The sequence below is a fragment of the Thiothrix litoralis genome (assembly GCF_017901135.1).
In the GTDB taxonomy this organism is placed as follows: Bacteria; Pseudomonadota; Gammaproteobacteria; order Thiotrichales; family Thiotrichaceae; genus Thiothrix; species Thiothrix litoralis.
The window spans coordinates 249,400-263,014 of sequence record NZ_CP072801.1 but is presented as its reverse complement, the minus strand read 5'-3'; the positions used below and the strand labels follow the sequence as shown (position 1 = coordinate 263,014).

At 53.9% G+C, this 13,615-nt stretch carries 16 protein-coding genes; 5 read left to right on the top strand and 11 right to left on the bottom strand.

Annotation, left to right across the window (positions count from 1 at the left end; genetic code table 11):
- The first annotated feature begins 75 nt into the window (after nucleotides 1–75).
- From J9253_RS01325 to ybaK, 3 genes are read left to right on the top strand one after another with little or no spacing between them, the layout of a single operon-like run.
- Nucleotides 76–273 (top strand): hypothetical protein, encoded by a 198-nt coding sequence (locus J9253_RS01325; protein ID WP_210222960.1) that lies wholly within the window; start codon nucleotides 76–78, stop codon nucleotides 271–273.
- Between the two features lie 20 nt (nucleotides 274–293).
- Nucleotides 294–686 carry a ribosomal maturation YjgA family protein gene (locus J9253_RS01320; RefSeq protein ID WP_210222959.1) on the top strand — a complete coding sequence of 131 codons (393 nt, stop codon included), beginning with the start codon at nucleotides 294–296 and terminating at the stop codon, nucleotides 684–686.
- A gap of 19 nt (nucleotides 687–705) precedes the next feature.
- A complete protein-coding gene (gene ybaK, locus J9253_RS01315; RefSeq protein WP_210222958.1) occupies nucleotides 706–1,173 on the top strand; it encodes a Cys-tRNA(Pro) deacylase in 468 nt (155 codons plus the stop codon).
- Between the two features lie 327 nt (nucleotides 1,174–1,500).
- On the opposite strand, the gene J9253_RS01310 is transcribed toward ybaK, so the two are convergent.
- The 3 genes from J9253_RS01310 to J9253_RS01300 form a co-directional block, all read right to left on the bottom strand.
- Nucleotides 1,501–2,975 (bottom strand): ISNCY family transposase gene (locus tag J9253_RS01310; protein ID WP_228291448.1). Its coding sequence is split into 2 segments (ribosomal slippage): nucleotides 1,501–2,522 and nucleotides 2,522–2,975, totalling 1,476 coding nucleotides; the frame shifts between segments, so codons are not numbered across the junction.
- Between the two features lie 363 nt (nucleotides 2,976–3,338).
- Nucleotides 3,339–4,813 (bottom strand): ISNCY family transposase gene (locus J9253_RS01305; RefSeq protein WP_228291448.1). Its coding sequence is split into 2 segments (ribosomal slippage): nucleotides 3,339–4,360 and nucleotides 4,360–4,813, totalling 1,476 coding nucleotides; the frame shifts between segments, so codons are not numbered across the junction.
- A gap of 149 nt (nucleotides 4,814–4,962) precedes the next feature.
- Entirely contained in the window at nucleotides 4,963–6,225 is a 1,263-nt protein-coding gene (locus tag J9253_RS01300) for an RNA-guided endonuclease InsQ/TnpB family protein (RefSeq protein ID WP_210222957.1), read from the bottom strand.
- 178 nt (nucleotides 6,226–6,403) lie between these two features.
- Here J9253_RS01300 and J9253_RS01295 point away from each other — a divergent pair, with 178 nt between their 5' ends.
- The gene (locus J9253_RS01295; RefSeq protein WP_028489992.1) at nucleotides 6,404–7,237 is read left to right on the top strand and encodes a CvfB family protein; all 834 of its coding nucleotides are present in this window, start codon (nucleotides 6,404–6,406) and stop codon (nucleotides 7,235–7,237) included.
- Here the strand turns inward: J9253_RS01295 and J9253_RS01290 are convergent, their stop codons facing one another.
- Both J9253_RS01290 and J9253_RS21090 read right to left on the bottom strand, forming a co-directional pair.
- A complete protein-coding gene (locus J9253_RS01290) occupies nucleotides 7,238–8,275 on the bottom strand; it encodes an SH3 domain-containing protein (protein ID WP_210222956.1) in 1,038 nt (345 codons plus the stop codon). It abuts the gene before it with no gap.
- Nucleotides 8,276–8,377: 102 nt separating this feature from the next.
- A complete protein-coding gene (locus J9253_RS21090; protein WP_266097366.1) occupies nucleotides 8,378–8,509 on the bottom strand; it encodes a hypothetical protein in 132 nt (43 codons plus the stop codon).
- 1 nt (nucleotide 8,510) lies between these two features.
- Between J9253_RS21090 and J9253_RS01285 the strand changes: the two genes are divergently transcribed.
- Entirely contained in the window at nucleotides 8,511–8,795 is a 285-nt protein-coding gene (locus tag J9253_RS01285) for a hypothetical protein (RefSeq protein WP_210222955.1), read from the top strand.
- Here the strand turns inward: J9253_RS01285 and J9253_RS01280 are convergent.
- The 6 genes from J9253_RS01280 to J9253_RS01255 all read right to left on the bottom strand — a co-directional run bounded on the left by J9253_RS01280 (nucleotide 8,786) and on the right by J9253_RS01255 (nucleotide 13,579).
- The gene (locus J9253_RS01280; protein WP_210222954.1) at nucleotides 8,786–9,376 is read right to left on the bottom strand and encodes an alpha/beta fold hydrolase; all 591 of its coding nucleotides are present in this window, start codon (nucleotides 9,374–9,376) and stop codon (nucleotides 8,786–8,788) included. The genes J9253_RS01285 and J9253_RS01280 overlap by 10 nt on opposite strands.
- Nucleotides 9,377–9,439: 63 nt before the next feature.
- Nucleotides 9,440–10,312, bottom strand: a complete 873-nt coding sequence (locus J9253_RS01275; protein WP_210222953.1) for a YcjF family protein — start codon at nucleotides 10,310–10,312, stop codon at nucleotides 9,440–9,442.
- 36 nt (nucleotides 10,313–10,348) lie between these two features.
- Entirely contained in the window at nucleotides 10,349–10,846 is a 498-nt protein-coding gene (locus J9253_RS01270; protein WP_210222952.1) for an aromatic-ring-hydroxylating dioxygenase subunit beta, read from the bottom strand.
- 10 nt (nucleotides 10,847–10,856) lie between these two features.
- Nucleotides 10,857–12,161 (bottom strand): aromatic ring-hydroxylating oxygenase subunit alpha, encoded by a 1,305-nt coding sequence (locus tag J9253_RS01265; protein ID WP_210222951.1) that lies wholly within the window; start codon nucleotides 12,159–12,161, stop codon nucleotides 10,857–10,859.
- Nucleotides 12,162–12,389: 228 nt separating this feature from the next.
- On the bottom strand, nucleotides 12,390–13,418 hold the full coding sequence (locus J9253_RS01260; RefSeq protein ID WP_210222950.1) for an RNA-guided endonuclease InsQ/TnpB family protein: 1,029 nt from the start codon (nucleotides 13,416–13,418) through the stop codon (nucleotides 12,390–12,392).
- The gene (locus J9253_RS01255) at nucleotides 13,403–13,579 is read right to left on the bottom strand and encodes a helix-turn-helix domain-containing protein (protein WP_210222949.1); all 177 of its coding nucleotides are present in this window, start codon (nucleotides 13,577–13,579) and stop codon (nucleotides 13,403–13,405) included. Before J9253_RS01255 ends, J9253_RS01260 begins: the two co-directional genes overlap by 16 nt.
- Between the last annotated feature and the right edge of the window lie 36 nt (nucleotides 13,580–13,615).

Below are 13,615 nucleotides of genomic sequence, written 5' to 3'. Positions count from 1 at the left end.
ATGTGCCTATAAATTTCTTGATTATCTGCACATTAGCTGCAAACCTGTGGGAGATAATACTGTCTGAAACTTTGCATGATGCAGAATACAGAAACAAATGGGCCAAACCTGATGAATATTCCACCTTCACACAAAATTGTGTTGATCTTGCTGTCCGTCGCCATGCCCGGCGGGGCATTATTGCTGCTATTTCCCAAACAAGCAGAAAATCTGATGAGTGACATGAAATCGCGCATTCACCGTTACCGGAAATCCCGCCAACAATCGTCTTGAAATAATGGGGAAATACCAACATGCGCTTGAATCTACCGATGCTGACCGCCGCCATCATTCTATTCATCGTCGAAGTGATCATTGCCACCAAGCTCAACGACTACCACTTCATCCGCGCCTATTTCGGTGATTTTCTGGTGGTAATCTTGTTGTATTGCGCTGCGAAAGCTGTTTATGACTTCGAGCCGAAACGGCTGGCAATAGGCGTATTTGCCTTTGCCACACTGATTGAAGTCGCACAACTGTTCCGGCTGGCGGATGTGCTACACCTGACCGGATGGGCGCGGGTAGTGCTGGGGACGAGTTTCAGTTTCCACGATTTGCTGATGTATGCAGCGGGGTGTATCGCGGTATATTGGCTGGACACCCGGATAGGTCTAAAATTGAGGCTGGAATATTTGAAACAGCGATAACCGGAGAAAAAGGCCAACCATGACCCCCGCCATCAACCTTGCCAAAAAAGCCAAGATCGCCTTCAAGATACACGAATACGCCCACGACCCTGCCAATGAAGCCTATGGGCTGGAGGCGGCGGAAAAGCTCGGCCTGCCCCCCACGCAAGTCTTCAAAACGCTAGTGGTTAGTCTCGATGGCAAAGAACTCGCGGTTGGCATCCTCCCCGTCGCGGCGATGCTCAGCATGAAAGCCATCGCTAAAGCCGCCCACGCTAAAAAAGCCGACATGGCAGACAAGGCACTGGTCGCCCGCACCACCGGCTACGTGCTCGGCGGTGTCAGCCCTTTGGGGCAAAAAAAGCTGCTGAAAACCTTCATTGACACTTCTGCCGTGCAATTTCCCACGATTTACGTCAGTGCTGGGCGGCGCGGGCTGGAAATCGAGCTGGCAGCGCAAGACCTGCAACAGCTAACCCGAGGCGTATTGGTGGCGCTGACTCAATAGTCATCGGGGAAGATTGCACAAGCCAGAAAACAGCCTCATTTTGGTGTTAGAATCGCGTTTTAGCCCCATTTGCTTGACATCCTCCCCTCCCTAAAGGAAGGGGATTCCTACTGCATTCAGCTAGATAGTGTCTGACCGAAAAAGCCTTCCTGCCGCCACGAGTGCCCAATTTTAGTCCATGCAGCCGTTTTCCCCGCCACCTTCTGGCAAGCACGAGGGTAAAACGCTGGGTTTCAAGGCATGGCTGGCAGCGCAGGCTTGCCTTCGGTGCAGGGGCTGCCCTGCCTTCCCGGCATTTTCCCTCATCGGTCGGCGTTGTGGGGTGGTTCAGGCGGCTTGGCGCTGTCGTCGGCGTTCATCCTTCTGCAAGGCCTCCAACGCCCTGGCCTGTAAAATGGCCCCGACCTTTTGCAGGTTCCTGCCCACCACCGCCAGTGCCACATAGCGCTTGAAGCGTTCCAGCCCCCGGTCGGGGCAATAGTCCAGCCCATGGACTTCCAGTGCGTTGATGCCGGATTCCACCGCTGAGTGCTGGCGTCTGGCCTGGACAAACGCCGGGTCGGTTTCACGGGCAGTGTCCGCCTGGCTCCAGCGGCCCTTTTTCGGCAACACCACCCGGTCGAGCAGTTCGGCCAGTTCGCGCTGGTTGGCCGGTGAGTGGAACCCCTTGTCAAAGCTGCACGCGCTCAGGGAGGGGAACAGCGCTTTGGCTTGCTTAACCATGGTCACGGCAATCTCACTGTCGGGGCAGTGTTGCATCACTTGGTGGTGGAGGATGAAGCCGTCAGCCGATTCCATCACGCACACGTTCAGGCCCAGCTCCACCGGCACACCGGCTTTGCCCTTGCTGAGCCATTCGCTGTAATCCTCGAAGAGGGAGAAGATCTTGTCGCCGTGGGGGATGGTTTCCCCGTCCAGCACCCGCCGCCGCACCAGGTCAACCTGATGCCACCCGTACCCCAGCCAGCGCTGGAGGTCGTTGCCCGACCGGCTGTCCAGCAGGCTGAGGGGCAGGTCAGCCACCGTTTCCTCCACTTTCGACAACAGCGCGGCGCACAGGCCCAGGTAGGTGTGGTGGGCGTCACGGATGGCCTGTTGCCGGGTGGCCTGCTTGTCCGGGTCTTGGGAGCTGGAGTGCTTGAGCTTCTGCGCATGACGGCAGGCTTTCTTCACCTGGCGGAGATTGTACTGCCATTGCCGCCAGCGGCTGTCGCCGTGCCCTTCACACCAATCGGCCACCGTGCGCACCGAACAACGCACCGCGTCGTACAACAGGTTGATGTCGGTCGGGTAGTGGATGTTGCTTTCCACCACGAAGGAGTCACAACGGGCGCTCAGCGGCGCGGCTTTTTTTTTAGCAGCTTGTGACCGGCCTCCACCACCAACTGGTTGATGCGTTGCAGGCTGGCTTCGTCCACCAGAGCGGCGTTGTCCTTGACCGTTTGCAGCTTGTACTCATCGTCATCATCCCAGAAACCATGCCCCAGCATCTGACGGATGCTGCGGTGCTGGTTCGCCATCTCCAGCAGCCGGTCATAGTCCCAGTTCAGGTTCACCCGCAATGTCGCCAGCACCAGCGCATTCCACAGATCCATGCCGGGGCGTCCACGGCTGGCGTCCACCTCCGCCGGAACCCGCTTTTCCAGCACCGCAAACACCGCCTCACGCAGTTCGTCTGTCACATAAATGTATTGCAGCCCTTGCAACACCTGCGGGATGTCGTCCCGCGAACGTGGGTTGAAGGTCAGCCTGCCGATGTCAGCGTGACCCAGGCGAAGTTGGCGGGCGATCACTTCACGCATCGTGTGTCTCCTGCGAAGTTTGGCGGATGGATGCCCTATTTTGCCCTATTTTGGGCGCTTTTGCAGCTTTCTGGCCTGCTTCCGGGAAATCTTAGGGCAAGGAAAACGGGCGTAGCATCTTGATCGGAAAAGGGTTTTAGGGTTTCCGGTCAGACACTAGATAGTGTCTGACCGAAAAAGCCTTCCTGCCGCCACGAGTGCCCAATTTTAGTCCATGCAGCCGTTTTCCCCGCCACCTTCTGGCAAGCACGAGGGTAAAACGCTGGGTTTCAAGGCATGGCTGGCAGCGCAGGCTTGCCTTCGGTGCAGGGGCTGCCCTGCCTTCCCGGCATTTTCCCTCATCGGTCGGCGTTGTGGGGTGGTTCAGGCGGCTTGGCGCTGTCGTCGGCGTTCATCCTTCTGCAAGGCCTCCAACGCCCTGGCCTGTAAAATGGCCCCGACCTTTTGCAGGTTCCTGCCCACCACCGCCAGTGCCACATAGCGCTTGAAGCGTTCCAGCCCCCGGTCGGGGCAATAGTCCAGCCCATGGACTTCCAGTGCGTTGATGCCGGATTCCACCGCTGAGTGCTGGCGTCTGGCCTGGACAAACGCCGGGTCGGTTTCACGGGCAGTGTCCGCCTGGCTCCAGCGGCCCTTTTTCGGCAACACCACCCGGTCGAGCAGTTCGGCCAGTTCGCGCTGGTTGGCCGGTGAGTGGAACCCCTTGTCAAAGCTGCACGCGCTCAGGGAGGGGAACAGCGCTTTGGCTTGCTTAACCATGGTCACGGCAATCTCACTGTCGGGGCAGTGTTGCATCACTTGGTGGTGGAGGATGAAGCCGTCAGCCGATTCCATCACGCACACGTTCAGGCCCAGCTCCACCGGCACACCGGCTTTGCCCTTGCTGAGCCATTCGCTGTAATCCTCGAAGAGGGAGAAGATCTTGTCGCCGTGGGGGATGGTTTCCCCGTCCAGCACCCGCCGCCGCACCAGGTCAACCTGATGCCACCCGTACCCCAGCCAGCGCTGGAGGTCGTTGCCCGACCGGCTGTCCAGCAGGCTGAGGGGCAGGTCAGCCACCGTTTCCTCCACTTTCGACAACAGCGCGGCGCACAGGCCCAGGTAGGTGTGGTGGGCGTCACGGATGGCCTGTTGCCGGGTGGCCTGCTTGTCCGGGTCTTGGGAGCTGGAGTGCTTGAGCTTCTGCGCATGACGGCAGGCTTTCTTCACCTGGCGGAGATTGTACTGCCATTGCCGCCAGCGGCTGTCGCCGTGCCCTTCACACCAATCGGCCACCGTGCGCACCGAACAACGCACCGCGTCGTACAACAGGTTGATGTCGGTCGGGTAGTGGATGTTGCTTTCCACCACGAAGGAGTCACAACGGGCGCTCAGCGGCGCGGCTTTTTTTTTAGCAGCTTGTGACCGGCCTCCACCACCAACTGGTTGATGCGTTGCAGGCTGGCTTCGTCCACCAGAGCGGCGTTGTCCTTGACCGTTTGCAGCTTGTACTCATCGTCATCATCCCAGAAACCATGCCCCAGCATCTGACGGATGCTGCGGTGCTGGTTCGCCATCTCCAGCAGCCGGTCATAGTCCCAGTTCAGGTTCACCCGCAATGTCGCCAGCACCAGCGCATTCCACAGATCCATGCCGGGGCGTCCACGGCTGGCGTCCACCTCCGCCGGAACCCGCTTTTCCAGCACCGCAAACACCGCCTCACGCAGTTCGTCTGTCACATAAATGTATTGCAGCCCTTGCAACACCTGCGGGATGTCGTCCCGCGAACGTGGGTTGAAGGTCAGCCTGCCGATGTCAGCGTGACCCAGGCGAAGTTGGCGGGCGATCACTTCACGCATCGTGTGTCTCCTGCGAAGTTTGGCGGATGGATGCCCTATTTTGCCCTATTTTGGGCGCTTTTGCAGCTTTCTGGCCTGCTTCCGGGAAATCTTAGGGCAAGGAAAACGGGCGTAGCATCTTGATCGGAAAAGGGTTTTAGGGTTTCCGGTCAGACACTAGATAGCTGACTTACTTCGGTGGGTTCCTGCTTCACAGAGCGGCTTAAGGCCGCATCTCCACAGGCTAACAAGCGGTATCCCCGCTCTTTGATATTGATCGCGCCGACATGATCGGCGTTATTTTCGTAATGGCACTGCACACACACAAACTTGGCTTGCGTCTGGCGGTTATCTGCCGACACATGGTGACATTCTGGGCATTCCTGACTGGTATAATGCGGCGGCACGGCAAACAACATGCCGCCTTTCCATGCCATTTTGTAGTCGAGTTGCCGTCGAAATTCTCCCCAACCTTGATCGAGAATGGCTTTGTTTAAGCCGGACTTTTGGGCAACGTTCTTGCCGGGGTTTTCTGCTGTGCCTGCCGCTGACTTCGACATATTCCGTACCTGCAAATCTTCGATGAACACGAACGCGTGGTTTTGGCTGAGCGTGGTCGTCGCCTTGTGCAGGAAATCGCGGCGGGTATTGGCGATTTGTGTGTGAATTTTTTGAACGTTGGCTTTGGCTTTTTTCCAGTTTTTGCTGAATTTCTGTTTGTGCGCCATACGCCGTTGGTATTTGGCAAGCTTGGCCGCTTTGGCTTTGAAGCTGTTGAGTGGCTCGATGTACGTACCATCGGAGAGGGTGGCAAAACGCGCTATGCCAAGGTCGATGCCGATGCTTCGGCTACGCTCAGCACAAGTGCTGGTAGTCGCTTGGGATGTGGGCAATTCCACTTCCCGTTGGGCGATGCCCTGAGCCTGTCGAAGGGTTTGGATACTGACAAACCATTTACTGTCCTTGCTAGAAACCGTGACATTGCGCAGTTCACCCAACACATCCCGGCTGTTGCGGTAGCGTATCCAGCCCCGTTTTGGCAGGAAAAGTCGGCTATTACCTTGATCGAGCTTGATTTGTTTGGGGTCGGGATAACGGAAACTGTCACCGCTGCCTTTGCGCTTGAAGCGGGGGAAATCGGCGCGTTTCGCAAAGAAATTTTGGTAGGCTTTGTCGAGGTCTTTGAGCGCGTGTTGCAAGGGATGGACGGGGGAATCTTTCAGCCACGGCGTTTCTGTGCCGTTGCGCCATGCCGTCAGATGCTTTGCCATTGCCACATAACCGATGAACTTTTCACCCGCTTCATGGCTGGCTTGCTGTAACGCTAATGCCTTGTTGTAAACGAAGCGGCATGACCCAGCAAAACGGCGTAGTTGACGCTGTGTTTCACCATTGGGCATGAGTTCGTATTTGAAGGCTTGGTGTCGTTGCATCTTCGGAGTGTAGCTAAAAAAGAGCGGCTTGAGTGGGTATTCTGCGTTAAACTGCGCGGATTATCCGACAAAACTACCGAACATAGGGCGGCTTCGCCACCCGCGCTATCCTCCCCGACCTGAAGGACGGGGTTTGCCGCGCAACCTGATCAAGAACAGCAATTAAAGGAACCCCCTCATGTTAAAAATTGGCAAATTCAACCTGCTGCGCGTCACCAAGGCCACCAGCTTCGGGGTGTATCTGGATGGCGAGAATTACGGTGAAATCCTCCTGCCCAAGCGTTACGTGCCGGAAGGCTGCCAACCCGAAAGCTGGCTAAACGTGTTCATCTATCTGGATTCGGAAGACCGCCTGATTGCCACCACCGAAACCCCACGGGCAGAAGTCGGCGAAATCGCCTGCCTGAAAGTCGTGGCTGTCAGCCATTTCGGTGCGTTTCTGGATTGGGGTTTGCCGAAGGATTTGCTGGTTCCGCGTAAGGAACAGGCCACGCAGATGAAGGAAGGCCAGTCGTATGTGGTGTACATTTACGTCGATGATCACACCGAAACCATCGTTGCCTCATCGCGGCTGGACTTGTTCCTCAACGAATTCAATAGCCATTTTGAGCCGCGCCAGCCCGTGGATATGATGATTTATGAACGCACGGAACTGGGCTACAAAGCCATTATCGAAGCCACCCACCTCGGCTTGGTGTACGCTAACGAAGTGTTCCAGCCCTTGCACATCGGGCAACGCCTACAGGGTTACATCAAAGCCATCCGCCCCGACCAGAAAATCGACCTGATGCTACAATTGCCCAGCCCGGTGGTGCAGGATGCGCTGGCGCAGAAAATCCTTGATCACCTGCAAGCGCAAGGTGGCACATCCACCTTTACCGACAAGAGTTCACCGGATGACATTTACCGCGAATTTCAGGTGAGTAAAGCACATTTCAAACGCGCCATCGGCTTGCTGTACAAGCAGCAGAAAATCGTGATGGGTAAGGATATGATCCGGCTGGTTTCCTGACTAAAACTCCAGGTTTTCCAGTGTCCACCCCTTGGGTTCAACATACGACCATGTCTTGGTATCAAAGGGGAATGTCCACGTTTTTTCGGGAATCGTTTTCCCCTTTTCAGTACCACTCACGGTAATGTTAAGCGGGAAAACCTTGTCGCCGATTTGGGTGGAGTCGATTTTCAAATGGCTGGTGTAACTGGTTACTTTGCAGCCACTGGCTTCATCACAATTGCCTTCATCAGAATAGTCTTGAACGAAACCCGCCAGTTCCTTAATCTTCTTACCGTAGGGCGCAAGAATAGAATAACGTGTGCCGGTAATACCTTGGTGAGTATCGCCCCACGTATTTTTCCAACCCCAGTAGCTGGATGGCCCCAGTTTCACCAAATCCCATTTTGTTGGGCCACTACCAAAGGCTCCCATGGAAATCGCAGGATCACCGGCAATAATTTCCATACCCTTGCTGCCTTCCTTAAGCACTAATGCGCCCACTAACCCGCCATCGACGTGGGAACCACCCTCCCCGTCACCATTGGTCATTTCGCCACTGAGTAACACATAGGTGCGCAGCCCATCATTGGCTCTTACCGTATCGACACGATCAACCTTCATGCAGTAATAATACTTCGGGGTGTCGGAATGATAACGCAGGCAGTTATTTTTATCGTGACCCTCATACACCATGTCGAGCACGTCCTCCAAAGACGAAGCTTGTTCTGGTGTCTGCGCTTGGGGAGCGGCATCGTGCGACGCAACAGGGGTTAAGAAGGCATCGAAGGCGTAGGCGGTTTTATCTTTCCACTGAATTTTTACCCAATGTCCCGTATTGCCACCGATGGACTCTTCATTGCCCACCTGCTCAAGCACATTCACTTTGCCACCGACAGGCACATTACCCCATTTTGCAGCGCCCACATCTGGCTTGGCACGCACCACCAAGCTGGGTTCGGCCGTGGATTCATGCCACTCGGCAGAGGCGGTTTCGCCCAGCGAACAGGCCAGTACGAAGCTGAGAATTAATGAGGTCTTTATTTGTCTATTGCGCATTTATTGTATTTCCAGTGATACGGGCACGGTCAAAAGCTTGATCGAAACATTGGAAAAAACTTTAACAGCAGTATGCCCGGTACACAGTGATTATCATCACAGTCAGTGGTATTGACCTGACAGACAGCGCGAATGTTGCGTCTTCTTCCCGCTGAATGAGCCACTGAAATCGGTGTTGCAATAGCCGGGGCGTACCAAACTCAAACCGACTTTTGGCAATGTGGGAACACTCACGGTGGATGAGCGCCAATTCCTGACCCAACGTGGTTTCAGCCAACAAGGCAATACCTTGGCCTACAGTGCCAGCATTCAGGGCTTGCGCTATCTGGCAGGCAATGTGCGAGTACCGCAAACAACCTTTTTCCGCCAGCCGTCTGAGCTGACCATTATCGCGCCGGATGGTGTCGCCGATACCGCTGCAAAAATTGCCCTGACGCCGCTGACACTGGCGGCAACGGATAGGTTAGCTAAAGCCGCTTATATCCTCGCCCTGACTCGAGCTGAGCACAATTATGGATAATTGCATCTCACATAACGACTATTGCCATGCAAAGTATCTTTGACAAGCTGGGCAATCTTCAATAATACAGCCGGATGACTGTTCATGTAAGCCAATGTTTGTGCAGCTTCAATCGGCATCGCCACGCTCTGACAGGGGGTATCCCCTGTGACATCCTGATCGTTTGGTGGATTCAACAAGACCAACTGGCGTACTGGAAAGGATTCCGCCAATTGCAAAGCAACCCCTGCACTAATGTCTGAAGCTACAATACTGAACGGTTGGGAATCAAAACAAGCATCAACAATATCGGTTGTCTGATTCAAGTGTTCCTGCTGGTACTGTTCAACCAAGCCGGATGCCCCACTGGTGCCGCCATAACCAAGAAAATCAAACGCACACGAAGAGATTAAATACTTTTGCAGTAAAACATGCCGCAATAGCAAAAAACTGCTGCGCCCTTCTGCCCCGCCGCCATGCAGGCAAAGCACTTCTGGTGGTACGTCCGCATCCTTAGGCAAAATGTCGCCATGCAGATAAATGCTACTGTATTCGATAAAAAAAGGTTCTAGTTTCGGCGCTGGGTCGGTCAATTCATGCACAATGATTACCCCATGTTCATAACAACGGTTTCGTTAGCGGTAGGAGCAGAACGGATGGTCTATTTACGCCCCAATTTTGGTCGTCCCCGCTGTATCCAGCTTGTTCCTGACAAAGGCTTTGCCTTCTTCCAATTGTTGCTTGAAGAATGCCTGCCAATGTTTGCTGTCAAAATCCTGTAACGTACCACCTGCTTCAAAATGGCGGATAAACACCTGCCCCGCAGCATAGATAGCTGCGCCTGCCAGTGCCGTCATACTGAGACCGCCGCCCACGGTACCAATGCCCGGAATAAGTTTGGCGAAACTGCTTAACCCCAACACCGTCAGAACAGGCAAAGAGCCACTGATTAGGGACGATACAATGCCTTTACCCAGTTGCTCATCAAAATCCACCGAATAATGATTACAGAGGCTACGCAGCAGGTTAAGTTGCACAGCACTCAACGCCATAATGTCAAACAAGGGGGCTGGCAACAAACCCAGTGCCATGCCCGAAACCATATGCGTTTTGACGGTATTCTGAGCGTTCGAATGTTTACCTTGCAGTGAAGCCGCTACCAACTTGATTTCCACTTCCTGAAGCTTGGCGGTCAAGTCGTCAATTAATTGGGCATGTTCGGCGGCTGTCATTATTTGCTGCTCCTTTTCCTTGAGCGTACCCGTTAGCTCATCAATCAGGTGGGATTTTGCTTGCACTTGCGCATTGGCAAGCTGCATGGCGGTTTCAGTTTTCTGGAGTTTATGCGTCAGCTCATCCATCAGATGTGCCTGACCGCTCAAACCGATCAACTCCTGCTCCTTTTGCTGGATCAGGGCAGTGAGTTCATCAATGCGTTGTGCCTGCTCCTTGATTTGCCGTGACAACGCGGCCTTACTGGACTGAACAGTATGGTTTGTGCTGGCTTCAGCACTTGTTTTGACACTATCCTCAGACATTGAGACTCCTTCATAGCTCAATTAATAAACGCCACGCTAGAGAATGATGCTGACCATACCATGAGGTCGTAACGACTCCAAATCCAACACTAAGCGCCGCTTACGGATTTTTATGACCGCCGCATCACGTACCAGACTGTATTCCAAACGCCCCACAAACGTATCCATCCGCTCCAAGGCAAAACGGTAGCAGACGAAATTGGCAGTAACCTCGGCACCAGTAGCATTCTGCTCCAGAATTCGCACATTGCTGATCATGCGCCGTACCCGTGAACGCGGGTTTTCAGCAGCCACTTGCCCATCCAGATATTGCTGCACCCGTGACACGACGCGCTCGCGGTTGTCATACACCAGCGACAAGCTAGTTGCACCATCGCTGTTAGGTTTGTCAGTGGTAGGAATATGGTATTCGATGTCATCAGTCAGCAGATTCAGCCATTCTGATAACTGCCAGTTATCCAGTAAAGCGGCTTCCTGATAGAGAAAATCTTCTACTTCAGCACGAGTCAATGCTATTGCTGTTTGCTTATCCATTGTCTCCCCCTCAAGTCGCGTCTGCTGGATAATGTACTTGCCCTTCGGTCAGCAGCGGATGCCAATGACGGTAAAATCCGCGTAATTGCAGCTCATCAGTAGGTAACGGTTCTGCCCGCATCATACCGCGTGAGCAATCAATCCAGTCAAATGCCTGATGGCTCAAACCGCGCTGACAGGATTCCAGCGTATCAACGTCATCCGGGCTGACGAAACCCGCAGGCCCCGGCAAACCGGAGTGAGTACGCAAGCGTTCTTCGCGCAGTTCCGCACTTTCCCCTTTCGCGGCTAACATCCATTCATTCACCTCCACTTGATCAACCGAAATCGGATGAAAAGTACGGATACCCGTATTGCTGTTATCCAGAATATAGAAGTTGGGGAACAAACGCATACTACGGTTGACCTGACTGATGCGATAAGCACGTTCAGCACCGTATAGTTGTTCCAGTTCTACCCGATTGGCTTCAATGGCAGGTTTCAGAGATTCCGGGAACAATGGTCCCCAACGACCGGGGAAACGCCCCAAAGCTGCTAGATTCTGATGTTCATCGCCTCCGTGACCATTGCCAAATGACCAGCCTCTGGGCGTGAAGCCCCCCGCATGAGCACCCACTTCCGCGCCTTTACTGCGCATAAAGCTGAGGTAACGCCGATGCAAAATACGGAAGTGGTAAGAGTCGATGGCATTCTCTGCCACCAGTTTCCAGTTGGCGCGGATAATATAGCGGTGGCTACCGGGTAAAATCTCCAGCCCTTGAGGTGCTTGATCAGCCACCAAATCCAGCATCTCACTCGCCCCAGCCAAGAAATCTACCAACGGTTCAGCATCAGCAGTGGCGTTGATGAAGATAACCCCCCGGTAACTGGCAACCTGAGCAACCCGTTTCAACCCCATCGTTTTACGCTCAAAACGGCTACCGTCGTAGGCATCCTCACCGGGAACACCAATCAAGTGACCTTGCGTGTCAAATGACCAGCCGTGGTAGGAACACTTAAAGGTACGGGTACAACCGGCATCATTCCGACACACCAATGCACCACGGTGTGAACAGGCATTGATCAATGCATGAATATTGCCATCTTCGCCACGGGTAATCAGCAGAGACATGCCTCCCACCCGCCGGGACACAAAAGCATTGGGCTTTTCCACTTCCGACTCATGCGCAGCATAGAGCCACGTGCGTTTGAAAATCCGCTCCTGCTCCAAGGCTAATACCGCTTGATCGGTAAAAGCACTGGCTTTTACCCTGAAAAGACCGTCAAGGGGGTTATCGTCAACCAGACCAGCCAAGGTTTCAATCGTGTCTGACATACACGTCTCTGCTCCTGCACTTTACTTAGATTATCTAAGAGTAAGATACTAACAGAACAACTATTCAACAGAGTACCATCTAAATGTTAAGAAATGTTAAGCGCAGATGAACAGCATTGACAGTTGAATATTCGATGACTAGTCTGAAAAGTAGACATCGTGTCATTACCACCCTTTTCACCTCATTGACATCCTCCCCTCCCTAAAGGAAGGGGATTCCTACTGCATTCAGCTAGATAGCTGACTGACTTCGGCGGGTTCCTGCTTCACAGAGCGGCTTAAGGCCGCATCTCCACAGGCTAACAAGCGGTATCCCCGCTCTAAAACATTGATCGCGCCGACATGATCGGCGTGATTTTCATAGTGACATTGCACACACACAAACCGCGCTTGCGTCTGACGATTGTCCGCCGCTACATGGTGACATTCGGGGCATTCCTGACTGGTGTAATGCGGTGGCACAGTGAACAACATGCCGCCTTTCCATACCATCTTGTAGTCGAGTTGCCGTCGAAATTCACCCCAGCCTTGGTCGAGAATGGCTTTGTTTAAGCCAGATTTCTGGACAACGTTCTTGCCGGGGTTTTCTGCCGTGCCTGCCGCTGACTTCGACATATTTCGTACCTGCAAATCTTCGATGAACACGAACGCGTGGTTTTGGCTGAGCGTGGTCGTCGCCTTGTGCAGGAAATCGCGGCGGGCGTTGGCGATTTGCGGGTGAATTTTTTGAACTTTAACTTGGGCTTTTTTCCAGTTGTTGCTGAACTTTTGTTTGTGCGCCATGCGCCGTTGGTATTTGGCGAGTTTGGCGGCTTTAGTTTTGAAGCTGTTGCGCGGTTCGAGGTACGTACCGTCGGAGAACGTGGCAAAACGGGCTATACCCAGGTCGATGCCGATGGCTGTCGTGGCTTGAGAGGCGATTTTTTCCACTTCCCGCTGAGTTTGGATGCTGACAAACCATTGGCTGCCCTTGCTGGAAACCGTGACATCGCGGCTGTTGAGGTAGCGTATCCAGCCCAGTTTCGGCAGAAAAATTCGGCTACTGCCTGGGTCGAGCTTGATTTGTTTGGGGTCGGGGTAACGGAAGCTATCACCACTGCCTTTGCGTTTGAAGCGGGGGAAGTCGGCACGTTTGGCGAAAAAGTTTTGGTAAGCCTTGTCGAGGTCTTTGAGTGCGTGTTGCAGGGGATGAACGGGGGCATCTTTCAGCCAAGGGGTTTCTGTGCCGTTACGCCATGCTGTCAGATGCTTGGCCATTGCGACGTAACCGATGAATTTTCACCCGCTTCATGATTGGCTTGCTGCAACGCTAATGCCTTGTTGTAAACGAAGCGGCATGACCCAGCAAAACGGCGCAGTTGACGCTGTGTTTCACCATTGGGCATGAGTTCGTATTTGAAGGCTTGGTGTCGTTGCATCTTCGGAGTGTAGCTAAACAAGAGCGGCTTGAGTGG

Excerpts from the sequence above, each read along its gene's own strand:
- J9253_RS01325 (WP_210222960.1), top strand. The coding sequence starts at position 76 with ATGATGCAGAATACAGAAACAAATGGGCCAAACCTGATGAATATTCCA.
- J9253_RS01320 (WP_210222959.1), top strand. The coding sequence starts at position 294 with ATGCGCTTGAATCTACCGATGCTGACCGCCGCCATCATTCTATTCATC.
- ybaK (WP_210222958.1), top strand. The coding sequence starts at position 706 with ATGACCCCCGCCATCAACCTTGCCAAAAAAGCCAAGATCGCCTTCAAG.
- J9253_RS01300 (WP_210222957.1), bottom strand. The coding sequence starts at position 6,225 with ATGCAACGACACCAAGCCTTCAAATACGAACTCATGCCCAATGGTGAA.
- J9253_RS01295 (WP_028489992.1), top strand. The coding sequence starts at position 6,404 with ATGTTAAAAATTGGCAAATTCAACCTGCTGCGCGTCACCAAGGCCACC.
- J9253_RS01290 (WP_210222956.1), bottom strand. The coding sequence starts at position 8,275 with ATGCGCAATAGACAAATAAAGACCTCATTAATTCTCAGCTTCGTACTG.
- J9253_RS01275 (WP_210222953.1), bottom strand. The coding sequence starts at position 10,312 with ATGTCTGAGGATAGTGTCAAAACAAGTGCTGAAGCCAGCACAAACCAT.
- J9253_RS01270 (WP_210222952.1), bottom strand. The coding sequence starts at position 10,846 with ATGGATAAGCAAACAGCAATAGCATTGACTCGTGCTGAAGTAGAAGAT.
- J9253_RS01265 (WP_210222951.1), bottom strand. The coding sequence starts at position 12,161 with ATGTCAGACACGATTGAAACCTTGGCTGGTCTGGTTGACGATAACCCC.
- J9253_RS01260 (WP_210222950.1), bottom strand. The coding sequence starts at position 13,418 with ATGGCCAAGCATCTGACAGCATGGCGTAACGGCACAGAAACCCCTTGG.
- J9253_RS01255 (WP_210222949.1), bottom strand. The coding sequence starts at position 13,579 with ATGCAACGACACCAAGCCTTCAAATACGAACTCATGCCCAATGGTGAA.